17 protein-coding genes are annotated in these 18137 nt (G+C 69.3%); 10 read left to right on the top strand and 7 right to left on the bottom strand.

Translation table 11 applies throughout. From position 1 onward, the window contains the following. Positions 1-9 precede the first annotated feature (9 nt). The 5 genes from G8760_RS21165 to G8760_RS21145 form a co-directional block, all read right to left on the bottom strand. Positions 10-666, bottom strand: a complete 657-nt coding sequence (locus G8760_RS21165) for a class I SAM-dependent methyltransferase (protein ID WP_166354795.1) — start codon at positions 664-666, stop codon at positions 10-12. 90 nt (positions 667-756) lie between these two features. Continuing rightward, a complete protein-coding gene (locus G8760_RS21160) occupies positions 757-2019 on the bottom strand; it encodes an RNA polymerase sigma factor (protein ID WP_166354794.1) in 1263 nt (420 codons plus the stop codon). A 131-nt stretch (positions 2020-2150) separates the two neighbouring features. Next, complete coding sequence (locus tag G8760_RS21155; RefSeq protein WP_166354793.1) at positions 2151-2552, bottom strand: YciI family protein; 402 nt, start codon at positions 2550-2552, stop codon at positions 2151-2153. A 91-nt stretch (positions 2553-2643) separates the two neighbouring features. Further along, on the bottom strand, positions 2644-3393 hold the full coding sequence (locus tag G8760_RS21150) for an SDR family NAD(P)-dependent oxidoreductase (protein ID WP_166354854.1): 750 nt from the start codon (positions 3391-3393) through the stop codon (positions 2644-2646). A gap of 294 nt (positions 3394-3687) precedes the next feature. Continuing rightward, complete coding sequence (locus tag G8760_RS21145) at positions 3688-4014, bottom strand: ArsR/SmtB family transcription factor (RefSeq protein ID WP_207782566.1); 327 nt, start codon at positions 4012-4014, stop codon at positions 3688-3690. A 75-nt stretch (positions 4015-4089) separates the two neighbouring features. Here G8760_RS21145 and G8760_RS21140 point away from each other — a divergent pair, with 75 nt between their 5' ends. Then, complete coding sequence (locus G8760_RS21140; RefSeq protein WP_166354792.1) at positions 4090-5169, top strand: flavin-containing monooxygenase; 1080 nt, start codon at positions 4090-4092, stop codon at positions 5167-5169. A gap of 70 nt (positions 5170-5239) precedes the next feature. Beyond that, positions 5240-6559, top strand: a complete 1320-nt coding sequence (locus G8760_RS21135; protein ID WP_166354791.1) for an MFS transporter — start codon at positions 5240-5242, stop codon at positions 6557-6559. Here the strand turns inward: G8760_RS21135 and G8760_RS21130 are convergent. Beyond that, the gene (locus G8760_RS21130) at positions 6537-7325 is read right to left on the bottom strand and encodes an IclR family transcriptional regulator (RefSeq protein WP_207782565.1); all 789 of its coding nucleotides are present in this window, start codon (positions 7323-7325) and stop codon (positions 6537-6539) included. The two genes, G8760_RS21135 and G8760_RS21130, sit on opposite strands and share 23 nt — an antisense overlap. Positions 7326-7536: 211 nt before the next feature. On the opposite strand from G8760_RS21130, the gene hutH reads away from it, so the two are divergent. From hutH to hutI, 5 genes are all read left to right on the top strand, one after another. After that, entirely contained in the window at positions 7537-9105 is a 1569-nt protein-coding gene (gene hutH / locus G8760_RS21125; RefSeq protein WP_166354789.1) for a histidine ammonia-lyase, read from the top strand. Between the two features lie 11 nt (positions 9106-9116). Next, complete coding sequence (locus G8760_RS21120) at positions 9117-10796, top strand: urocanate hydratase (RefSeq protein WP_166354788.1); 1680 nt, start codon at positions 9117-9119, stop codon at positions 10794-10796. Continuing rightward, positions 10793-12064, top strand: coding sequence for an allantoate amidohydrolase (locus tag G8760_RS21115; protein ID WP_207782564.1), 1272 nt, complete (start codon positions 10793-10795; stop codon positions 12062-12064). The genes G8760_RS21120 and G8760_RS21115 overlap by 4 nt, the downstream gene beginning before the upstream one ends. Further along, on the top strand, positions 12061-13470 hold the full coding sequence (locus tag G8760_RS21110) for a formimidoylglutamate deiminase (protein WP_166354787.1): 1410 nt from the start codon (positions 12061-12063) through the stop codon (positions 13468-13470). Before G8760_RS21115 ends, G8760_RS21110 begins: the two co-directional genes overlap by 4 nt. Before the next feature lie 100 nt (positions 13471-13570). Continuing rightward, positions 13571-14785, top strand: a complete 1215-nt coding sequence (gene hutI / locus G8760_RS21105; protein ID WP_166354786.1) for an imidazolonepropionase — start codon at positions 13571-13573, stop codon at positions 14783-14785. 67 nt (positions 14786-14852) lie between these two features. Here hutI and G8760_RS21100 read toward each other — a convergent pair whose 3' ends face one another. Further along, the gene (locus G8760_RS21100; protein WP_207782563.1) at positions 14853-15413 is read right to left on the bottom strand and encodes a CGNR zinc finger domain-containing protein; all 561 of its coding nucleotides are present in this window, start codon (positions 15411-15413) and stop codon (positions 14853-14855) included. Between the two features lie 30 nt (positions 15414-15443). On the opposite strand from G8760_RS21100, the gene G8760_RS21095 reads away from it, so the two are divergent. Genes G8760_RS21095 through G8760_RS21085 form a run of 3 tightly spaced genes read left to right on the top strand, consistent with a single transcriptional unit; the run spans position 15444 to position 18135 of the window. Next, positions 15444-16676, top strand: a complete 1233-nt coding sequence (locus G8760_RS21095; protein ID WP_166354785.1) for an MFS transporter — start codon at positions 15444-15446, stop codon at positions 16674-16676. Between the two features lie 18 nt (positions 16677-16694). After that, the gene (locus G8760_RS21090; RefSeq protein ID WP_166354784.1) at positions 16695-17123 is read left to right on the top strand and encodes a CoA-binding protein; all 429 of its coding nucleotides are present in this window, start codon (positions 16695-16697) and stop codon (positions 17121-17123) included. 46 nt (positions 17124-17169) lie between these two features. Further along, positions 17170-18135, top strand: coding sequence for a DUF2332 domain-containing protein (locus G8760_RS21085; protein WP_166354783.1), 966 nt, complete (start codon positions 17170-17172; stop codon positions 18133-18135). Positions 18136-18137 lie beyond the last annotated feature (2 nt).

Genomic DNA, 18137 nt, shown 5'->3' with positions numbered 1-18137 from the left:
CGGCAACGATCACCGGACCGGCCGCAGCCGCGCCCACGTGCGGGCCGGGTCCAGCCACTCGGCTACCCGTAGGCCGGCGGCGGCAGCAGCGGCGGCCATGGTGTCGTCGTCCACATGCGCGGCCGAGAAGTGCTGCTGCCAGACCTGGTCTCCGAGCCGATACTCGGCGGTAGCCGCGAAGCTGGCGGCCGTCCGTTCGCGGATCCGCACGGACACGTCCACCGGACCCTGAGAGCCCGACGTGTCGGATGGGTCGGCCGCCCAGGCGGGCGGGTAACGCTCGATCAGCACGTCGCCGTCCGCGGTGACATGCCGGGCACACACCTCCAGCAGCCGTGCCCGGTCGCCGGGATCGACCCGATTGACGAGGTGGCTAGCGACAACTACCGCACCGAACTGGCGGTCGAGCTCCAACCCGTAGATGTCGGCGCACACCACCTGTGCGCCGGTGACGTGCTGAAGCATGGCGGGTTCGTCGTCGACGGCCACGACGGGGTGACCGTACGCGAGCAAGACGCGGGTCAGGCGGCCAACCCCGCTCCCCAATTCCAGGATGTCCGTGCCGGCGCCGACGGCGCGGTGAATGATGCCGGGTTCGGCTCCGGCCGGCAATGCCAGGTAAACCGAAACGGGGCTACCGTCCGGTGCTACATCCGAGACGGTCACACGTCCACCCTACCAACGCCCCTTCCCCATGATCATGAACACTTTGCCGTGCGATAGCACGGCAAAGTGTTCATGATCATGGGGAAGGGGCTACTCGGCGGCCTCCGATGCGCGGCGCAAGAGCAGTCGACGTTCCCGCTCGTTGCTGGTCAACGCTGCGGCCCGGGTGAATTCCTCGCGGGCCTCGGCGGGCCGCCCGAGCCTGACCAACAGATCGCCGCGCACACTGGGCAACAGGTGATAACGCTCCAGCGCAGGCTCGGCAGCCAACTGATCGACCAGCCTGAGACCGGTCTCCGGACCGAACGCCATCGCCAGCGCCACCGCCCGGTTCAGATCGACGACCGGCGACGGGTCGATCTCCACCAGCGCCGCGTACAGCGCGGCGATCCGGATCCAGTCGGTTTCACCAGCCGTCATCGCTCGGGCGTGGCAGGAGGCGATGGCCGCCTGGAGGCAGTAGGGACCGGGCCGCTCGGCCAGCCGCTCCGCACGCTGCAGCGCCGCCAGCCCCCGGGTGATGAGCAGCCGGTCCCACCGGCGGCGATCTTGATCAAGCAGGAGAATCGGTTCTCCAGCAGCGTCGACACGGGCAGGCAGCCTGGACGCCTGGATCTCCATCAGGGCGACGAGACCGTGCACCTCGGACTCGTCAGGAACCAGGCCGGCAAGGATCCGACCAAGCCGGAGCGCTTCCTCACACAGTTCGGGGCGGATCCACCTGTCCCCCGCGGTGGCCGCGTAACCCTCGTTGAAGATCAGGTAGATCACCTCGAGCACCGACGAGAGCCGAACCTCCCGGTCTGCGCCGCGGGGCAGCTCGAAACGCACCTGCTTCGTGGTGAGGGTGCGTTTGGCCCGCACGATACGTTGGGCCACCGTCGATTCGGGGACGAGGAAGGCCCGCGCGATCTGCGCCGAGGTCAACCCGCCGAGCATGCGCAGCGTCAGAGCCACCTGCGCCTCCCGCGAGAGCACCGGGTGGCACGCGGTGAAGATCAGCCGCAGGAGATCGTCACCGATATCATCCTCGGCTACCTCGTCGATCTCGGCTCCGTTTTGGCCCTGCCGCCGCTCGAGGTCGGCCCCCAACTCGGTCACCTTGCGTTCCAGCCGCTGCTGCCGCCGGAAGTGGTCGATGGCCCGACGTTTGCCGATGGTCATGAGCCATGCACCGGGGTTGTCCGGGACACCAGTACGCGGCCACTGTTCCAACGCGGCCACCAGGGCGTCCTGGGCGAGATCCTCGGCTACGCTCACATCCCGCACTATCCGGGCCAGCGCGGCGATGAGCTTGCCCGATTCGATTCTCCAGACCGCGTCGACGGTTCGCCGCACCTCGGGGACGCTCACGTTCTCATCAAACCACTCCCGGACCGGACGCACAGATCTGATGACCCCAGTGATCGTTGCCGGATTCGCGTCGCCACAACACCCGATCCCGATGCCTATGACGGAGGGGAGCGACGCGAATCCGGCAACGATCACCCGGCAGAGGGGAAGGCGGAGTCGGCGTGGAGGGTGGCCTCGAAGTCGGGCCGCTCATACACCGGTCGGATCTCGATGGTGCCGTCGCGTCCCTTCGGATTCGGGCAGCGCCGAGCCCACTCGATCGCTTCGTCCATCGAGGTCACCTGCCATAGCCAAAAGCCGGCGACCAGCTCTTTGGTCTCGGCGAACGGACCGTCGACGACGGTACGCCGCTCACCGGTGAACTCCACCCGGGCCCCCTTGGAACTGGGGTACAGGCCATCGGTGGCCAGGAGTACGCCGGCCCTGGTGAGTTCCTCGTTGTACCGCATCATCGCGGCGTATTCGTCCTCCGTCAGCTCCTGCGTGCCTGCCTCGTAGTCCGGAGTCGCCTTCACGAACACCATCACTCGCATGATCCTTGCTCCTGTTCAGGCCTACGTACGGCTTCCGGGCTCGCACCCGGGATCGGTGTTGCCCGCGACGGCGCGGACCTGCCGGTGCGCCTCAGTCCATCATCGCGCCGCAGGAGATGTTGACCGCTGTGCCGGTGAGGGTCCGGGCCTGATCCGACGCCACGAACGCCGCGACGTTCCCGACGTCGGTGAGGGTGGCCAGCCGGCCGAGCAGCGTGGTCGGCAGCAGCGTGTTGATGATGGTCTCCCGCTCCGGGAAGTCCAGCGGGATGCTCTCCGGAACTCCCCCTGATTTCAGGGTGACGACCCGGATGCCGTGCTGCCCGACCTCGACGGCCCACTGCCGGCGCAATCCCTCGATGGCGTCCAGCGCCACCACGAAGCCGCCGAGGCCGGGCATGGTCGTGGCGCCCGATCCACCAAAAGCGATGATCACGCCGGAACCCTGCGGGATCATGTGCCGTACCGCTGCCCGGTCGGTGATGAAGTGGCTGCGCATGGCGGTGCTGATCGGTTGCATGAAGTCGGCCAGGTCGATGCTGGTGAGCGGCTGCTGCACGTCGCCAAGCCCGATCACGTTGACTGACACATCCAAACGCCCCGCCTCGTCGACGATGGCATCGACGTAGTTGTCCACCGCGGTCTCGTCGGTGGCGTCCACCTCGGCGGTCGCCACCTGACCGCCGTCGGCGACGATCTCCTCTGCCAGCACGTCGAGCTTCGGCTTGGTCCGGCCGGCCAGGTAGAGACGGGCTCCTTCCCGGGCGAAGGCGCGGGCGACGGCACCGCCGATCGAGCCACCCGCGCCGTAGATCACGGCCGCCTTGTTCTCGAGCAACATCACCGGTTGGTCCTTTCGTCGTCGGTGGTACATCCGGGTGCGCACGGATGTTTCATGACGACGTCGCCCTCGACAACCGGATTTCGACACGTACGGACGGCGACGAAGTGAGACCTACGTCACATCATGACGTTAGAGCTTCCGCCAATAGATCGGTGGAGCTGAGCCAGTGGAGGAGCGAGCATGGCAAGGCGGAGGAGAAGGTCGATGCGGAGCCATCGATCGACAACGACAACGAAGCCAGGTGACGCTCATCCGCTGGCTCAGCCCGCCAGCATCTATTGGCGGAAGCTCTTAGCAGCAGACCTCGAGATACGCCTGCAGGTCGGCGAGCGCCTTCCGGATACCCTCCCGGTCTCCTCGGTACCGGATCACCTTGCCATCGCGGCGCGCGGTGACGACACCGCCCCGCCGCATCAAGGTGAGCTGCTCGGACGCCGTGGACTGGCCGATGCCGGCCCGCTCGGCTACCTCACCCACCGACAGCTCGGCACCGTTGAAGAACAACATCATGATCCGCTGCCGGGTAGGACTGGCGAGCGCCTTCAGGAAGTCATGGGTCGCTGGGTTGAGCACCACGGGCGCATCCGCGTCCGTCGCCATGGTGACTGGTTCCGCCATTCGTCGACCTCCGCCGTTCAGCCTATGCCAGAGCATTCGTTTTGACATTTCGCGATATGACGATATGTTTTCCGCATGACATCGTCCACAGATCCCGTCGTCGTCATCGGCAGCGGTCAGTCCGGCCTCGCGGGGGCCAGCGCCGCCCTCGACGCCGGACTTCGGCCCCTCGTCCTCGAAGCAAGCGACCGGTCGGCCGGCTCGTGGCCCCAGTACTACGACAGCCTCACCCTCTTCTCCCCGGCCAAATACAGCTCGTTTCCCGGCGTTCCGTTTCCCGGCGATCCCGACGGTTACCCGGCGCGCGACGACGTCGCCCGTTACCTCGAGAGCTACGCCGCCGGCCTGGACGCCGAGATCAGGACCGGCACCCGCGTCACCTCGATCGACACCAGCGGCGGACGGTTCACCGTGCACACGGCCACGGGTGAGGAGATCTCCGCGGCCGGCATCATCGCCGCCAGCGGCTCGTTCGCCAATCCACACATACCCCAGCTACCGGGGCACGACGGATTCGCCGGCACCATCCTGCACGTCGCCGACTACCACGATCCAAGGCCTTACGCCGGCCAGCGGGTGGTCGTCGTTGGCGCGGGAAACTCAGCGATTCAAGTGAGCTACGAACTCGCTCAGGTGGCGACGGTCACCCTGGCGACGCGGGAGCCCGTCTCGTTCGTTCCACAGCGACGTCTCGGCCGCGACCTGCACTACTGGCTCAAGGTCAGCGGGGCCGACCGGCTGCCGGCCGCGTGGCTGACCCGGCTGTTCAGCTCCACACTCGTCATCGACACTGGCCGATATCAGGCTGCACTGGCCGCTGGCCGGCCGGACCGACGGCCAGTGTTCAAGGCCCTCGACGGCCCGGACGTCATCTGGTCCGACGGCAGCCGCGAACCCGTCGACACCGTCATCCTCGCCACCGGCTACCGGCCGAATCTCAGCTATCTCGATGGCCTCGGCGCACTCGACCAGCGTGGACTCCCGCGACACGACGGTGGTACCTCCACCACCCATCCTGGCCTGGTCTACCTCGGTATCGAGTTCCAGCGGTCGTTCTCGTCGAACACTCTGCGCGGCGTACACCGCGACGCCACCCACGTCGTCGCCGCCCTCGCCGCGTACGTGAACAAAGCAGCCATGACGGAGCCCGCGTGACTGTCGGATCGACGGCTCAACGGGCCACCCACCCCGGCCACCCACACACCTCTGCCACACTGTCCAGACCGTGAGGAACTCGTCGTCGCCGCAGAGCGGAGCGGCCCCACCGCGGTCGCTCTCACCCGCCGGCCTGCGCCGCGTCCTGGCCACCCTGTGCCTCACCGAGATCGTCAGCTGGGGTGTGCTGTACTACGCGTTCCCGGTGCTACTCACCGAGATCAGCACCGACACCGGCTGGTCACGGACGCTGATCACGGCGGCGTTCTCAGCCGGGCTACTCGTCGCGGCGCTCGTGGGGATACCGGTGGGCCGCCGGCTCGACGGGCACGGCCCGCGGGTGCTCATGACGGCCGGTTCGGCGTTGGCGGTGCCGAGCGTCATCGTCATCGCCGCTGCCCCGAACCTTGCCGTCTTCACCGCCGGCTGGCTGGTCGCCGGGGTCGCGATGGCGGCGATCCTCTATCCACCCGCGTTCGCCGCGCTGACCCGCTGGTACGGGCCGCGACGAGTCAAGGCGCTGACCCTGCTGACCCTGGCGGCCGGCCTGGCCAGCACGGTGTTCGCGCCGCTCACCGCGTTCATCATGGACCACCTCGACTGGCGGGGCACGTATCTGGTGTTGGCCGCCGTGCTCGCCGTGATCACGGTCCCCGGCCACTGGTGGGGGCTACGTGGACCGTGGCCGGCCGCCGACCATGCCGACCCGACGACGAGTCCTCGCCCAGCGCAGCCGGCATCGAACTCGCCAGCGGCACGTCCCACCAGCAATGGCACCGCAACGACCGGCCCGGTGCACGCCGCCGTCCACAACCCGGGCGACCCGGCGCGGATCGCCCGGAGTGCGCCGTTCGTGGCGCTGATGGTCGCACTCGGCCTTTCGTCGTTCACCGCGTTCGCGGTCGTGATCAATCTGGTGCCGCTGATGATCGAACATGGGATCGACACCGGCACGGCGGCGCTCGCGCTTGGACTGGGCGGGTTGGGCCAGGTGATCGGCCGGGTCGGTTATCCAGCACTCACCCGGCTGCTCGGGGTCCGGGCCCGGACGGTGAGCATCCTGGCGGCCACTGCGCTCACCACCGGATTGCTCAGCGTGCTCACCTCCGTGACCGTGCTGATCGGCGCGGCCATCGTCGCCGGGATGGCTCGTGGCCTGCTGACCCTGATCCAGGCCATGGCGGTCACCGACCGGTGGGGCACGGCCCACTACGGCCGGCTGACCGGGCTGTTGTCCGCGCCGATCACCATCACGGTGGCGCTGGCGCCGTGGGCGGGTGCCGCAATCGCCGATCTGCTTGGCAGTTACGCGTCAGCGTTCCTCGTGCTGACCGCGGTCGGTGTGGTCAGCATCGGCTTCGCGGCCTTCAGCGCCCCCCGCGATCGTTAGGGCGGCCACCGATCCGGCGGGTCAACTCGTCGCTCACCCGTCCGATGCGGGCAGCCAGCGTCGGCCACTGCTCCTGCGCCACGCTGTCGACCGCGAACGTCACCGCCACCGCGGCCACTGGATATCCGGTGTGGTCTCGGGCGGCCACACCCACCGACCCGAACCCTGGCGTGACCTCGCCATACTCGGTGGCGTAGCCATGACGCCGTACCTCGCTGAGCATCGGACGCAGGGCCGACAAGCTGCGCGGCCCCGCGCCGTGCCGGTCGGAGAACGCCGACGAATCCGGGAAGAGTGCGCGCACCTGAGCGGCTTCCAAGCCGGCCAGGATGGCCCGCCCGCTGGCGGTCAGGTGTGCCGGCAGCCGGACACCCACGTCGGTCACCAGCGACGGGCTACCCGGTGCCCGTTCCTCGATCAAATAGAGCACCTCCCGCCCATGCAGGACGGCCAGGTGAGCGCCGTGCCCGACGTCGTCCACGAGTCGGTGCAGCAACGGACGGGTCAGCCGGGACAACGGCGCCTGCCGCGTATAGGCGGTGCCTAACTCGAACGCACCGATACCGAGCCCGTACCGGCGCTCTTCCGGCAGGTGGACCACGAGGCCTTCCCGCTCCAACTCGGCCAGCAGGTGATACACGGTGGACCGGGGCAGGCCCAGTTCGGTCGCCACCGCGGCAGCCGGCATCGGGCCACCGTGCCGGGCCAGGTGCCGCAGGATGCGCACACCACTATGCAGCGCCGGCACCTTGCTGCTTGCTCCCACCGTTTCCCCTGTCCGGCACCGTTCGGTCCGATCCACCACCACCGGCGCCCACTGTTCACCGACTATGTCTTGAATACCAGACACTATCTGACCGAATCCCATTTCACCTGGGGCCCTGGCAGGATGCAATGGCTGCTATGCGGACTTCCCCTCCCGGCATCCATGATCATCTGACTGTGGGAGCTACGTCTCTCACGACGGGATGCTGACCATGGCCACAGACACCACGCCACCGGTGGCTCCGGTCGAGGTCGGCGTCGGCCCGCTCAGCGCCGCCGACGTCGTTGCGGTAGCCCGCGGCAACACACCTATCGTCCTAGCCGCCGACGCACTCGACGCCATCAATACCAGCCGCGCCATCATCACCGAGCTGGCCAGCGACGACACCGCACACTACGGCGTTTCCACCGGCTTCGGCGCGCTGGCCACCAAACACATTCCCGCGGAGCGGAGAACGGCGCTGCAACTGTCGCTGATCCGTTCCCACGCCGCGGGCTCCGGCCCCGCCGTCGAGCGCGAGGTGGTCCGGGCGCTCATGCTGTTACGGCTTGCCACCCTGGCTACCGGCCGTACTGGCATCCGCCCCGACACCGCCCTCGCTTACGCGGATCTGCTCAACCACGGCATCACGCCGGTGGTCCACGAGTACGGCTCACTCGGCTGCTCCGGCGACCTCGCCCCGCTGTCGCACTGCGCACTCGCACTGCTCGGCGAGGGCTGGGTGGACGATGCCGACGGCCACCGCCGGCCCGCCGCGGAGGCACTCGCGGCCGCCGGCCTGAAACCGATCACGCTGGCCGAGAAAGAGGGCCTGGCACTGATCAACGGCACCGACGGCATGCTCGGTCAGCTGCTTCTGGCCCTCCACGACCTCGATGCGCTCATGACCGCCGCCGACATCGCCGCCGCGATGAGCGTCGAAGTCCTGCTCGGCACCGATGCCGCGTTCGCCGCCGACCTGATCGCGTTGCGCCCCCACCCCGGACAGGCCGACTCCGCGGCCAACCTGCGCACGCTGCTGGCCGGCTCCGGCATCATGGCCAGCCACCGCGACCCCGACGTCTGCACCCGGGTGCAGGACGCGTATTCGCTGCGCTGCAGCCCACAGGTGCACGGCGCCGCCCGTGACACCTTCGCCCACGCCCATGCGGTCGCGGGCCGGGAACTCGCCGCCGCCATCGACAACCCGGTGGTCACCACGGACGGCCGGGTGGAGTCGAACGGCAACTTCCACGGCGCCCCGGTCGGCTACGTCCTGGACTTCGCCGCCATCGCGGTGGCCGACGTCGCCAGCATCTCCGAACGCCGCACCGATCGGATACTCGACGTCGCCCGCAACCAAGGCCTGCCGGCGTTCCTCGCCGCCGACCCCGGTGTCGACTCCGGACACATGATCGCCCAGTACACCGCGGCCGGGATCGTCTCCGAACTCAAGCGGCTCGCCGCACCAGCATCCGTGGACTCGATCCCGTCGTCGGCCATGCAAGAGGATCACGTGTCGATGGGGTGGGCCGCCGCACGTAAGCTGCGCCGCGCCGTCGACGGGCTCACCCGCGTACTCGCGGTGGAGATCCTGACCGCCGCCCGCGCCATGGACCTGCGCGCGCCGCTGACCCCGGCACCCGCCACCAGGGCCGTACACGACGCCATCCGTACCCGCGTGCCCGCGCCCGGACCGGACCGGTTCCTCACCCCCGACATCGACGCCGTCGTCGATCTCATCCATACCGGGGCGCTCATCGGCGCCGCCACCAGCACCGCCGTCGACCCCCTGCGTTGAAGGAGCCCATCATGACCAACGCACCCAATCCCACACCTGCCGTTCCAGCCGCTCCCATCCGGGCACCCCGGGGCACCACCCTGACCGCCCGCAGCTGGCAGACCGAGGCACCGCTGCGGATGCTGATGAACAACCTGGACCCCGAGGTCGCCGAGCTACCGGAGCAGCTGGTGGTCTACGGCGGTACCGGCAAAGCGGCCCGCGACTGGCCCAGCTACCACGCACTCGTCCACACGCTGCGCACTATGGACGACGACGAGACGCTGCTGGTCCAGTCCGGCAAACCCGTGGGGGTCCTCCGCACCCACGAGTGGGCGCCGCGAGTCCTGATCGCCAACTCGAACCTGGTGGGCGACTGGGCCACCTGGCCGGAGTTCCGCCGCCTAGAGCGGCTCGGGTTGACGATGTACGGGCAGATGACCGCCGGATCGTGGATCTACATCGGCACCCAGGGCATCCTGCAAGGCACCTACGAAACGTTCGCCGCAGTGGCGGCCAAGCGGTTCGGTGGCACCCTGGCCGGCACGTTGACCGTCACCGGAGGCTGCGGCGGCATGGGCGGCGCTCAACCACTAGCGGTCACGCTGAACGACGGCGTGTGCCTGGTGATCGACGTCGACGCGTCCCGGCTGGCCCGACGTGATCAGCAGGGTTATCTGGACACTCACACCGACGATCTCGACGAAGCGCTCGGGTTGGTGCTCACCGCCAAGCAGGACCGCCGGGCGTTGTCGGTCGGCCTGGTCGGCAACTGCGCGACGATCCTGCCGGAACTACTGCGCCGCGGGGTCGAGGTCGACATCGTCACCGATCAGACCTCGGCCCACGACCCCCTCAGTTACCTACCCGAGGACGTGTCGGTCGACGACTGGCCCGACTACGCCGCCAAGAAACCAGCCGAGTTCACCGACCGCGCACGTGCCTCCATGGCGAAACACGTCGCGGCGATGGTCGGGTTCATGGACGCCGGCGCGGAGGTCTTCGACTACGGCAACTCGATCCGCGACGAAGCCCGCTCCGGCGGATTCGAGCGTGCCTTCGACTTCCCCGGTTTCGTCCCCGCCTACATCCGCCCGCTGTTCTGCGAGGGTAAAGGGCCGTTCCGGTGGGCTGCCCTGTCCGGCGACCCGCGGGACATCGCCGCCACCGACAACGCCGTCCTCGACCTGTTCGACGACGACCACCTGCACCGCTGGATCCGGGCCGCCCAGGAGAAGGTGCCATTCCAGGGGCTACCCGCCCGGATCTGCTGGCTCGGCCACGGCGAGCGGCACCGGGCCGGGCTCAGGTTCAACGAGTTGGTCGCCTCCGGGGCGGTGGCGGCACCGATCGTGATCGGCCGGGACCATCTCGACGCGGGGTCGGTGGCTTCGCCCTACCGCGAAACCGAAGCCATGGCCGACGGGTCGGACGCCATCGCCGATTGGCCGCTGCTGAACGCGCTGATCAACACCGCCTCCGGAGCGTCGTGGGTGTCCATTCACCACGGCGGTGGGGTCGGTATGGGCCGGTCGATCCACGCCGGACAGGTCAGTGTGGCCGACGGCACCGACCTGGCCGCGGCCAAGCTGGAACGGGTGCTCACCAACGATCCCGCCACCGGTGTGCTCCGCCACGTCGACGCCGGCTACCCGGATGCCGCCAACGTCGCCCGCGACCATGCCCTCCGTCTACCCGCGAGCGAGGTATGACACCAACCGCCAGCGAATTCGACCGGATGTGGGCCGAGCTGGCTCCGGTGGGCCGCGGACGGGACGGCGGATACCGGCGGTTCGCGTGGACCCGTGAGGACGCCACCCTGCGGGAGTGGTTCACCGCGGAGGCGGCTCGCCGCGGCCTGGACGTAACCACCGACCGGGCCGGCAACCAATGGGCGTGGTGGGGTGATCCGGACACCGACGGCCCGGGGGTCGTGACCGGCAGCCATCTCGACTCGGTGCCCAGCGGCGGCGCCTACGACGGCCCCCTGGGAGTGGTGTCCGCACTGCTGGCCGTCGACGTACTGCGGGCGCGGGGATGGCACCCCGCACGCCCGATAGCGGTGGCGTCGTTCGCCGACGAAGAAGGTGCCCGCTTCGGGGTCGCCTGTGCCGGGTCGAGGATTCTGACCGGGCGGCTTCCCGCCGATCGCGCACTCGGTTTGGCCGATCACGACGGCGCCACGATGGCGGAGGCGATGCGGGCCGGTGGCCACAACCCGGAGCAGGTGGGCCGCGACGACGAGACACTGCGGAGGGTGGCGACGTTCGTCGAACTCCACGTCGAGCAGGGCCGCGGTCTGGTCGATCTGGCCGCGCCGGTGGGGGTGGCCAGCATGATCTGGCCGCACGGCCGGTGGCGGATCACCCTGGACGGGCAGGCGAACCACGCCGGCACCACGCCGCTGGCCGACCGCGACGACCCGATGCTGGCCCTGGCCCGGTTGATCGGTGAGGTCCGGGCCGCGGCGGAACGGCGCGGCGCGCTGGCGACGGTCGGCAAGGTCCAGGTAGAGCCGAACGGCGTCAACGCCATCCCGTCTCGGGTCACGGCGTGGCTGGACTGCCGAGCCGCCGATGAGGACGCGGTACGGGCCGTGCTCGCCGACCTCGCCGACGTCGGACCCACCGAAGAATCGTGGACCGGCGCCACCGTGTTCGACGCTGACCTTGCCACCCGCCTTTCCGGCGTGTCAGGCCGGACAACTCATTCACCAGCGGCGACACCTCGGACCAGGCTGACGACTGGGGCGTCGACCGCGGTTTCCGGCCCCGGCGCGTCCGGGCCGGCCGTTCCCATCCTCGGAACTGGCGCCGGACACGACGCCGGGGTACTCAGCGAGGCCGGCATCCCCACCGCGATGCTGTTCGTCCGCAATCCCACCGGCATCTCCCACTCTCCGGAAGAACACGCCGCCCGCGACGACTGCCTGGCCGGCGTCCACGCGCTCGCCGATTGCCTGGCGGAGCTGACGCGATGAGTGGCCCGCGCGCGTTCTGGGCCGAGCACGCCTGGATCACGCCTGCCGACCTAGCAGGCCGGACAACCCCGCCATCAGCGGTGGAGCGTGTGTCCGGCCTGACAACCGGCCCGACCCTAGCGTCGCGGGTGCGGATCGACGTTGCCGACACCCGGATCACGGCCGTACACACGGGTGTCGACCCAGCACCCGGCGACGTCCGGCTTCCCGGCGTCGTCTTCCCCGGATTCGCCAATACACATTCACACGCCTTCCACCGTGCACTGCGGGGACGGACCCATCGCGACGGTGGATCGTTCTGGACCTGGCGCGACGACATGTACCTGCTCGCCGACCGGCTCACCCCGGACACCTACTACCAGCTGGCCAGGGCCGCCTATGCGGAGATGGCGCTGAGCGGGGTGAGTGTCGTCGGAGAGTTCCATTACCTCCACCATGCCCCCGGCGGGGTGGCCTATGCCGACCCCAACGCCATGGGCCACGCCCTGGTCGCGGCGGCCGCCGACGCCGGCGTGCGGCTCACGCTCCTGGACACCTGCTACCTGAACGGCGGGATCGGTCGGCCACTCCAGGGTGCACAACAACGCTTCGGCGACGGTACCGCCGAGCGGTGGATCACCCGGGTGGATCAGCTGCGCACGGCGCTCGACCGGCCAGACGTCGTCGGCGGCGCCGCGGTCCATTCAGTCCGGGCCGTCCCACCGGACGCTGTCAACGCCGTCGCGAGCTGGGCAGCGTCGTCGTCGCTACCGCTGCACGTCCACCTGTCCGAACAGCCGGCGGAGAACGACGCCTGCCTAGCCGAGTACGGGCGGACTCCCACACAACTGCTGGCCGATACCGGCGCGCTCGGCCCAGCCACCACGGCCGTGCACGCCACCCACCTCACCAACACCGACATCACCCTGCTCGGCCGATCCGGCACCACCGCGTGTGCCTGTCCAACAACGGAGCAGGACCTGGCGGACGGGTTGTCGCCCATGGGTGCGCTGCACGCGGCCGGCAGCCCGGTGTGCCTGGGCAGCGACCAGCATGCCGTCGTCGACCTGCTGGCCGAGGCGCGGCTTCTCGAGATGCATGAGCGCCTGGCCAGCGGTCAGCGCGGACGGTTCCGGCCCGACCAGTTGGTCGCCGCCCTCACTCAGGCTGGACATGACGCGCTCGGCTGGCCAGGGCACGGGCGGCTGGCACCAGGGGCCGCGGCCGACCTGGTGGCGGTGCGCCCAGATTCAGTACGCACCGCGGGCTCCGCACCAGACCAGATAGTGCTGAGCGCCGGTGCCGCCGACGTCGACACCGTGGTGATAGGCGGAAACGTCGTCGTCGAGAGTGGCCGGCACCGGCTCGGCGACGTCGCCGCACTCCTCGACACCAGCATCGACGAGCTCTGGACGGGCCGGCCATGAGCGCCCATTGGGTCGTGACGGCGGTCTACGCCAGCAGCGCCGGGGCCTGCCCCAAGACCGTCCGCCCCTGCCCCAGGACCGTCCAGGAGCCGACGAACCCATGGAGGACGTTGTGAGCAGCACACTCATCACCGGCATCGGCGAGCTGGTGACCATCGACCCGGCACACGGCCCGGGACTGGGCATCGTCGAACGGGCCGCTGTGGTGGTGGACGGGGATGCCGTGTTGTGGACCGGGCCGGCGTCGGCGGCCCCTGAGGCGGATCACCGAGTGGACGTCGACGGGCGGGCGGTGGTGCCTGGTTTCGTCGACTCGCACAGCCACGTCGTCTTCGCCGGCGACCGAGCCCGCGAGTTCGAGGCCCGCATGAACGGTGAAAACTACGACGGCGGCGGAATCGCGACCACGATGGCCGCGACCCGGTCCGCGACCGACGACGAACTCACCACGCGCGCAGCAGCCCTGGTAGCGGAGATGCGCCGGCAGGGCACCACCACCGTCGAGATCAAAAGCGGATACGGGCTGACCGTCGACGACGAGGCCCGGGCACTACGGATCGCCGCCACGTTGACGCCGGAAACCACCTTCCTGGGGGCCCACGTGGTGCCGCCCGAGTACCGGGAGGACCGGGCCGGCTACGTCGACCTAGTCACCGGTCCGATGTTGGAGGCGTGCGCGCCCCATGCCCGGTGGGCCGACGTGTTCTGCGAGCCCGGGGCGCCTACCGCGTTCGACGAGGATGAGTCTCGGACCGTGCTGGAGGCCGCGGCCCGTGCGGGGCTGGGGTTGCGCGTGCATGCCGGGCAACTCGGGGCCGGACCGGGGGTGGCGTTGGGGGTGGAGCTGGGCGCGGCCAGCGTGGATCACTGCACGTATCTGACCGGCGACGACGTCGATCTGCTGGCCGACGCCGCGTCGTCAGGTGGCCCGGTTGCGACGCTGCTGCCGGGGGTGGAGTTCTCGACACGTTCGCCGTACCCAGACGCCCGGCGGTTGCGGGCCGCCGGGATAACCGTCGCTTTGGCTACCGACTGCAATCCGGGGAGTTGTTTTACATCGTCGATGCCGTTCTGTATCGCGCTGGCGGTGCGGGAGATGGGGATGACGCCGGCCGAGGCGTTGTGGTCGGCTACGGCCGGTGGTGCACGGGCGTTGCGCCGGGACGACGTAGGGCACCTGCGGGTTGGCGCCCGGCCAGACCTGTGTGTGCTGGATGCACCGTCGTATCGGCATCTGGCCTACCGTCCCGGCGTACCGACCGCCTCCACCTTGCGACCTGTCAGGCCGGACAAGTCGGTGGGCAGCAGCTGGTGAGTCGTAAACCCTGACAACTTCGGCAGGCCCCCACTCGTGTCAGGCCTGACAGACCCAGCACCGCAGCTCAGCGACTTGTCCGGCCTGACACGTCGGAGGTGCGCAGGCGACTACGGTGCTGGGCGACCCGGGCCCGACTCGAGCACGTCGTCGAGCAGTACCGACGCGCACCTCCCCGGCCGTCGCCGACGAAATACCGCTGGCACCCCGCGGCCTCGCACCGCCCCCAGGTCCGGCGGGCGTGTTCCTGGATGATGCCGGCCAGCGCGAGTGCGCTGCTGGCGAGTAACCAGGTGCCCCAGCCGGAGTCGGCGTCGTCCGGATCGACGTGGATGTGCCAGGCGGTGCCGCCGTGCCTGGACAGCCGGGGCCGGGCCGCGACCTCATCGAAGATCTCGTTGATCGCCACCGCGGCTCCGTCGACGTCGTCGATAGCGAGCACGTCGCGCAGCCGATCCAGCGCCTGGATCAGTTCGAGCGCATCGGCGCTGGCTAGAGACTCAAGATCCTCGCCGTGGTCGCGGAGGACGGTAACTAGCTGCCCAATGGCCACAGCATCTGGTTCCGCGGCAGCTGGCACGGCATTAAGCAGGGCGACGAGCCGGGCGACGGGCCGGAAGGTGTCCACGCCGCCCAGAGTACTGTAACGTGCTCGATAATGAAGCCGTTACACCCTTCCGTTGGTCTACCTCCGTCGTACATCGGTACCGCACTGCTCGGCCGCACCGCCGAGGAAGGTGCCCCCATCGTCATCGTCCTGCTGGCCCTCGACCGGACCGGTCAGGCCTGGCTCGGTGGCCTGCTGGTCGCGGCCATGACGGTGCCGCACGTGGTCACCGGCCCACTCGGCGGACACCTGCGCGACCGCACCGGCCGCCCGGTGGCGGTCACCGTGGCCGCCGCCTTCGTCGTCGCGGCCGCACTGGCCGGCCTAGCCAGCTCCGTCGGCCATCTATCGTGGCCATTCACGGTGCTGATAGCACTGGCCGGTGGTAGCGCTGGTCCCCTTCTGCTGGGTGGGTTGTCCAGTTTCATCGGCGGTCTCGTATCGCCGGATCAACGGCCGGGCGCCCACGCCGTGGACGCGGCGACCTACAACGTCGCCGGTATCGCCGGGCCCGGCCTCGGCGCTCTGCTGGCCGCCCTCGCATCACCGGCAGCGGCGGCGTACACCCTCGCGGCGGTGGCGGCGCTGGCCGCGTTGTGTGCGACTTCGCTACCGCCAGATGGCCGAACACACCATCTGAGGCCACGAACACCATCTGGCGGTAGCGAAGTCGCACCGGGGCTCCTGGCCGGATTCACCACCATCTGGCGGATTCCCATACTCCGGGCCACCACCGTGGTCACCACCCTCGCGCACGCGGGGCTCGGTGGGCTGGCGGTGACCGCGCCTCTGCTGGCCGTCCACCTCGGTGCCGCGGAAAGCACCGGCGGGCTGTTCCTCTCCGCTGTTGCCGCTGGCGCAACGCTGGGGTCGCTGGCGATGACCCACCGGCGGGCCCGCACCCTGCCGGCCATGCCGGTGATCCTCACCAGCCTTGCCGTCATCGCTGGGTCGCTCGGCCTGGCGGCTCTCACCCCATCCATCGCCGTGGCCGCGGTGTGCTTCGCACTAGCCGGGTTCGCCGACGGCCCGCTGCTGACGGTGACCCTGCACGTACGTACGGCGACCAGCCCGCCCGTCGCGCGTACTCAGGTGTTCATGGTTGGCGCCAGCCTCAAGCTGACTGCCAGCGCGGCCGGTGCGGCTGCTGCCGGGTTCGCGGCGGTGCACGGTGCTCCGGTACTGCTGGCCGCGATGGCCGCGATCGTGGCCGGATCGGTGATCGTCGCCGGTTTTCTGCCCTCAACCTCCGGCTCCACCCCGCCCCGGCGCGGAACGTCATAGGCATGGAACAGTGGCCATATGAGCCACGAGAACGACGCCGGTGTCATCCGCCGGCTGGTCACCACCCCCGCCACCTGGGCCGTCGTCGGCCTCTCCGCGAATACCTCACGCACCGCGTACAGCGTGAGCCAATATCTGCACCGTGCTCTCGGCATGCGGTTGGTACCAATCAACCCACGCGCCGAGGACGCCCACGGAGCTACGGGCTACGCCCGGCTAGCCGATGTTCCCGGCCCGGTGGACGTCGTGGACTGCTTCGTGAACAGCCAACGCGTAGGTGCCGTCGTCGACGAGGCCATCGCCGAGAAAGACCGGTTGGGTATCCGCGCGGTCTGGCTACAACTCGGTGTGATCGACGAGGAAGCCGCACAACGCGCGAAAGACGCCGGGCTCGACGTCGTCATGGACACCTGTCCGGCCATCGAAGGCCCCAAGCTCGGGTACTGACCGGGCCCGGACGGACGGCGACACACGTGCCACGGAGGAGGACTAAATGGCGGCGAGCACATCCGAGCAGTACCGCAACTTTGCCGAAAAGTACGCACGCGGGACGTCACCGACCTATGAACGGCTGGCGCACACGGTCGCCGCCGACTCCGCGATGATCGAACTGATCGATCAGCTCCCACCGCTCAAACGTCAGCCCAACCTGCTCTTCGGCGCCGCTCGTTATCTGGGGGGTCCGGTCGGTGATCCCGCCGCCTTCAGCGACTGGGTCAGGGACCACTGGACCGAGGTCAGCGACGTCATGCGCAATCGACGGACCCAAACCAATGAGGCGGGCCGCTGCGCCGTGCTGCTGCCCGTGCTCGCCCAGCTTCCGCAACCACTGGCCCTGCTCGAAGTAGGTGCGTCGGCGGGGTTGTGCCTGTATCCCGACGTGTATCGGTACCGATATGGCGCCCACGTGGTGGGGCCGGCCAGCGGTCCGGTCGAGCTGGCCTGCGCGGTCAAGGGCGACGTGCCGTTGCCGGAACAGGTGCCGACGGTGACCTGGCGGGCCGGTCTCGACCTCAACCCGATCGATCTCACCGACGACGACGCGCTGCGCTGGTTGGACGCCCTCATCTGGCCGGAACACCATGAGCGTAGCGCTCGCCTACACGCCGCCGCGGCAGCCATCCGCTCCGACCCACCGGATATCCGCCGGGGTGACCTCCTCACCGACCTGCCCGCGCTTGCCGCCGAGGCACCGGCCGACGCCACTCTCGTGGTGTTCCACAGCGCCGTGATCGCCTACGTCGACCCGACGGCGCGAGCTACTTTCGAGAGCGCGGTGCGCCAGCTACCCGGCCATTGGATCTCGAACGAGAGTCTCAACGTATTTCCACACATCACCGCCCAAGCGCGGCTCCCCGCCGACGCTGCGGGATCGTTCCTGCTGGCCCTGGACGGGCATCCGGTAGCACTCACCGAACAACACGGCCGGTCGATCACCTGGCTCGGCCCTTCGGCGTGACC

Origin of the sequence: Phytoactinopolyspora limicola (assembly GCF_011320225.1) — a bacterium.
Classification (GTDB): domain Bacteria; phylum Actinomycetota; class Actinomycetes; order Jiangellales; family Jiangellaceae; genus Phytoactinopolyspora; species Phytoactinopolyspora limicola.
Note: the sequence above shows the minus strand (reverse complement) of the source record. Positions and strands in the feature narration are given on the sequence as shown.

What these genes read in the sequence shown, in the direction of transcription:
- G8760_RS21090 (WP_166354784.1), top strand. Translation starts at nt 16,695, where the DNA reads ATGAGCCACGAGAACGACGCCGGTGTCATCCGCCGGCTGGTCACCACC.
- G8760_RS21145 (WP_207782566.1), bottom strand. Translation starts at nt 4,014, where the DNA reads ATGGCGGAACCAGTCACCATGGCGACGGACGCGGATGCGCCCGTGGTG.
- G8760_RS21095 (WP_166354785.1), top strand. Translation starts at nt 15,444, where the DNA reads ATGAAGCCGTTACACCCTTCCGTTGGTCTACCTCCGTCGTACATCGGT.
- G8760_RS21115 (WP_207782564.1), top strand. Translation starts at nt 10,793, where the DNA reads ATGACACCAACCGCCAGCGAATTCGACCGGATGTGGGCCGAGCTGGCT.
- hutH (WP_166354789.1), top strand. Translation starts at nt 7,537, where the DNA reads ATGGCCACAGACACCACGCCACCGGTGGCTCCGGTCGAGGTCGGCGTC.
- G8760_RS21120 (WP_166354788.1), top strand. Translation starts at nt 9,117, where the DNA reads ATGACCAACGCACCCAATCCCACACCTGCCGTTCCAGCCGCTCCCATC.
- hutI (WP_166354786.1), top strand. Translation starts at nt 13,571, where the DNA reads ATGGAGGACGTTGTGAGCAGCACACTCATCACCGGCATCGGCGAGCTG.
- G8760_RS21140 (WP_166354792.1), top strand. Translation starts at nt 4,090, where the DNA reads ATGACATCGTCCACAGATCCCGTCGTCGTCATCGGCAGCGGTCAGTCC.
- G8760_RS21150 (WP_166354854.1), bottom strand. Translation starts at nt 3,393, where the DNA reads ATGTTGCTCGAGAACAAGGCGGCCGTGATCTACGGCGCGGGTGGCTCG.
- G8760_RS21085 (WP_166354783.1), top strand. Translation starts at nt 17,170, where the DNA reads ATGGCGGCGAGCACATCCGAGCAGTACCGCAACTTTGCCGAAAAGTAC.
- G8760_RS21155 (WP_166354793.1), bottom strand. Translation starts at nt 2,552, where the DNA reads ATGCGAGTGATGGTGTTCGTGAAGGCGACTCCGGACTACGAGGCAGGC.
- G8760_RS21110 (WP_166354787.1), top strand. Translation starts at nt 12,061, where the DNA reads ATGAGTGGCCCGCGCGCGTTCTGGGCCGAGCACGCCTGGATCACGCCT.